4 protein-coding genes are annotated in these 3,499 nt (G+C 62.4%); 2 read left to right on the top strand and 2 right to left on the bottom strand.

The window, feature by feature from the left end:
- Positions 1 to 198: 198 nt before the first annotated feature.
- Together QVE23_RS10655 and QVE23_RS10660 are read right to left on the bottom strand one after the other, a co-directional pair.
- Complete coding sequence (locus tag QVE23_RS10655) at positions 199 to 1,125, bottom strand: SufB/SufD family protein (protein WP_021750876.1); 927 nt, start codon at positions 1,123 to 1,125, stop codon at positions 199 to 201.
- Positions 1,122 to 1,862, bottom strand: a complete 741-nt coding sequence (locus tag QVE23_RS10660) for an ABC transporter ATP-binding protein (protein ID WP_021750875.1) — start codon at positions 1,860 to 1,862, stop codon at positions 1,122 to 1,124. Before QVE23_RS10660 ends, QVE23_RS10655 begins: the two co-directional genes overlap by 4 nt.
- A gap of 196 nt (positions 1,863 to 2,058) precedes the next feature.
- Between QVE23_RS10660 and QVE23_RS10665 the strand changes: the two genes are divergently transcribed.
- Positions 2,059 to 2,691 (top strand): ferritin-like domain-containing protein, encoded by a 633-nt coding sequence (locus QVE23_RS10665; protein WP_119311567.1) that lies wholly within the window; start codon positions 2,059 to 2,061, stop codon positions 2,689 to 2,691.
- A gap of 107 nt (positions 2,692 to 2,798) precedes the next feature.
- Positions 2,799 to 3,488 carry a DUF2461 domain-containing protein gene (locus QVE23_RS10670; protein WP_021750872.1) on the top strand — a complete coding sequence of 230 codons (690 nt, stop codon included), beginning with the start codon at positions 2,799 to 2,801 and terminating at the stop codon, positions 3,486 to 3,488.
- The last annotated feature ends 11 nt before the right edge of the window (positions 3,489 to 3,499 follow it).

A 3,499-nucleotide genomic window follows, 5' to 3' on the forward strand; every position in this document is an offset into this window, starting at 1 on the left:
AGAGGCGCGAATGCGCCGGCGTGCGCCAAAAGCGGCCTTTTCTTTTGGACCGGGCATTGCCCAGCCATCCTCATGGCTGAATCCACCCGGGCGGCAGATTGCCGCCCCTGCGGCGCCTCCGGAAGAAAGCCCCCTCTCTGGGGGCGGGGAAGCAAAAAAGGCGGCCGGCCCTCCGGCCAGCCGCCCCGCGGTCTGTCTTTATGCCAAAAATCCCTTGAGGATCCGGTCCTCCGCTTCCTCCTCGGTGAGGCCCAGGGTCTCCAGCTTCAGCAGCTGGTCCCCGGCGATCTTGCCGATGGCGGCCTCGTGGATCAGCTGGGCCTCGGTGTCGTTGGCGGCGATCTCCGGCACGGAGCTGATCTTGGCCTGTCCCATAATAATGGAGTCGCACTGCACATGGCCGAAGCACTTGGCGTTGCCCACCACACAGGGGCGGAACACCTGGGAGGACTCGTCCTGGGCCACAGACCGGGAGATGACCCGGCCCTTGGCGTCCTCACCGTTCAGCTCGATGACCATGTCGCTGTCCGCCACCTGGCGGCCGTGGGTCAGCAGCCGCTCTGTGATGACGGCCTCGGCCCCCTTGCCGCAGACGATCTTGGTGTACCGCTTGGTGGAGTCCACGCCCCGGATCTGCACCGTGTCCATCTGGATGGAGGCGCCCTCCTCCAGATACACGATGGTCTGGGGGTTCATAATCTTCTCGCCCCTGCCGTCCCCCTCAGCGTAGTGCTTTTCTGAGTAGTGGACATGGGAGTTTTTGCCCACATGGAAGGTGTGGATGCCGTCGTGGCGGGACTCCTGGTCGCCGCAGTTGTGGATGCCGCAGCCGGCCACGATCTCCACATCGCAGTCCTCGCCGATGTAGAAGTCGTTGTACACCGTCTCTTCCACACCGGACTTGGTGATGATGACGGGGATGTGGCAGGTCTCGCCCTTGGTCCCGTCCAGAATCCGGATGTCGATGCCGGCGTGGCCGTCGGTCCGGTCGTCGATCTTGATGTGCTCCGTGGACACCCGGCCGTCACAGCCGCAGTCCTTACGGATGTTGAAGGCCCCCACGGGCTTACCGATCAGGTCCGCGATCTTCTCCAGCAGCTCCCGGTCCACCTGTGTGTCCATCATACAGCAGCACCTTCTTTCGTCAGCACCGGGCACCCGGACAGGGTGTCCGCCAGGATCTGAGGCAGGATCTCCTCAGGTGTGCCCCGGTGGCGCAGCTCCCCGTCGCCCACCACGATGATCTCGTCTGCCAGGGAGATGATCCGCTCCTGGTGGGAGATGATAATCATGGTCGCGGTGCCGCTGGCGTGGATCTGTTCAAACGTCTCTGTCAGCCGGGCGAAGCTCCACAGGTCGATGCCCGCCTCCGGCTCGTCGAAGATCATCAGCTGGCTGCTGCGGGCCAGGATGGTGGCAATCTCGATGCGCTTCACCTCGCCGCCGGAGAGGGAGGCGTCCACCTCCCGGTCCAGATAGTCATTGGCGCACAGGCCCACCTTCGTCAGGTACTGGCAGCACTGGTCCTTGGACAGCTTCTCATTCCCGGAGGCGATGGTCAGCAGGTTGCGGACCGTCAGCCCCTTGAACCGGGGGGGCTGCTGGAAGCCGTAGCTGATGCCCAGACGGGCCCGCTCCGTGATTCCCAGGTCCGTGATATCCTGACCGTTCCACAGAATCTGGCCGCCGGTGGGCTTCACCAGACCCATGATGATCTTGGCCAGGGTGGTCTTGCCGCCGCCGTTGGGACCGGTGAACACCACCAGTCGGTGGTCGTCGATGGTCAGGGAGATGTCGTTTAAGATCCCCAGCTCACTGTCGCCCTCCCGGACGGCGTAGCTGATATGTTTCAATTCCAGCATACAATCGGAACCTCCTTTGCTGGCATCAATCCTCGCAGTTTCCCTATTTTAACAGAAACAACGGGAAAAAGCAATGAAAAAGGGAACTCTCGTCCTATGATATTTTAACCCTGGGGCGAATTTCATACGTGTGATTTTTGCAACAGGAACCGTTTTTTCCCAAGCGCATACACTGGGGAGAAAAGGAGGGACCTGGATGGAACAGACCATACATACTCCGGAGACCTATGACTTCCGGAAATACGACCAGATCTGGCGGCGGGTGGCCCCCAACCTGGAGCCCTATCCCGACCTGCGGGAGCCGGCGGTGCCCGCGATGGCGCCCCTGGCCTCTGGTGCCGCACCGCGGGCTTCCCAGCCGCCGGCCGGTGAGGACTTGGAGCACCTGCCCGGTGCGGAGGAGAACCCCTGCTGCATGGGCACCATGGCGCAGGAGGAACTGGGAGTGATCGAAGGGTTCATCGAAGTGGAGCTGGCAGATAGGCGGACCTATCAGGCATTCGCCCGGCGGGCACCGGCTTTCGCCCGGGGGACGATGCGGGATTTGGCAAACGCGTCGGGCGCAGCTGCCCGGCGGCTGATGACGGCCTACTACCTCATCACTGGGAACTGCTACCGCCCGGCGGTGGCCAGCGGACGGATTTCCATAGATAGCTGGTGCCCCGCCCTGCGGGAGCGGTACCATGTGGAGGCCTGCAACGGCATGAACTACCTGCGGGCGGGGGAGGAGACCACAGACCCCTGCCTGGGGCGGCTGCTGAAGGAGCTGGGAGAGGAATCCTACCGTCAGGCGGACCAGCTGATGGCCCTGCTGGAGCGGGCGCTGTGAGCGGAAAGAGGGGAAGGGCGCCGAAAAAACGCCGTTCCCCTCTTTTCCATGGCCGGAAAATGTGTTATACTAAATCTTAAATTTTGAAATCCAGCGGGAGGAACGGGATGTTTACCGGCTTTACAGACGAGACTGTGGACTTTATGTGGGGCATCCGCTTCAACAACGAGCGGGCCTGGTTTGAAGCTCACAAGGAGATTTATCTGACGCACTTTTATCAGCCCATGCGGGAGCTGGGGGACGAGCTCTATGACTACATCGCCGCCAAGCGGCCGGATCTGGGGCTCATCCGCAAGGTGACCCGGATCTACCGGGACGTCCGGCGGCTCCACGGCCGGGGGCCTTATAAGGAGAGCCTGTGGTTCTCTATCGAGCAGCCCTCGGAGGAGTGGACGGCCCACCCCACCTTCTGGTTCGAGCTGATGCCGGAGGGGTGGACCTGCGGCATGGGGTATTATATGCCCAAGCCGCTGACGATGGCCAAGCTGCGGGCCCGGATCGACCGGGACCCCGCCGCCATGGAGAAGCTGATGCGGAAGCTGAACCGCCAGAAGGAACTTGTCCTGGAGACGGAGGACTACAAGCGCCCCAGGGCCCCGGCCCCTTCCAAACTGCTGGAGCCCTGGTACCGGGCCAGGAGCTTCACCATCTGTCACAATGACAAGCTGACGGACGAGCTGTTCAGCCGGGACATCGTGGAGCGCCTGAGACAGGACTTCACCTTCCTGCTGCCCTATTACGACTACTTCGTCACCCTGGAGGGCGACCCGGATCCCCGGGATGCTGCCCCGGTCTGATTTTACAAAAG

This window comes from Oscillibacter sp. KLE 1728, assembly GCF_934833455.1.
GTDB classification, from domain to species: Bacteria; Bacillota; Clostridia; order Oscillospirales; family Oscillospiraceae; genus Oscillibacter; species Oscillibacter welbionis.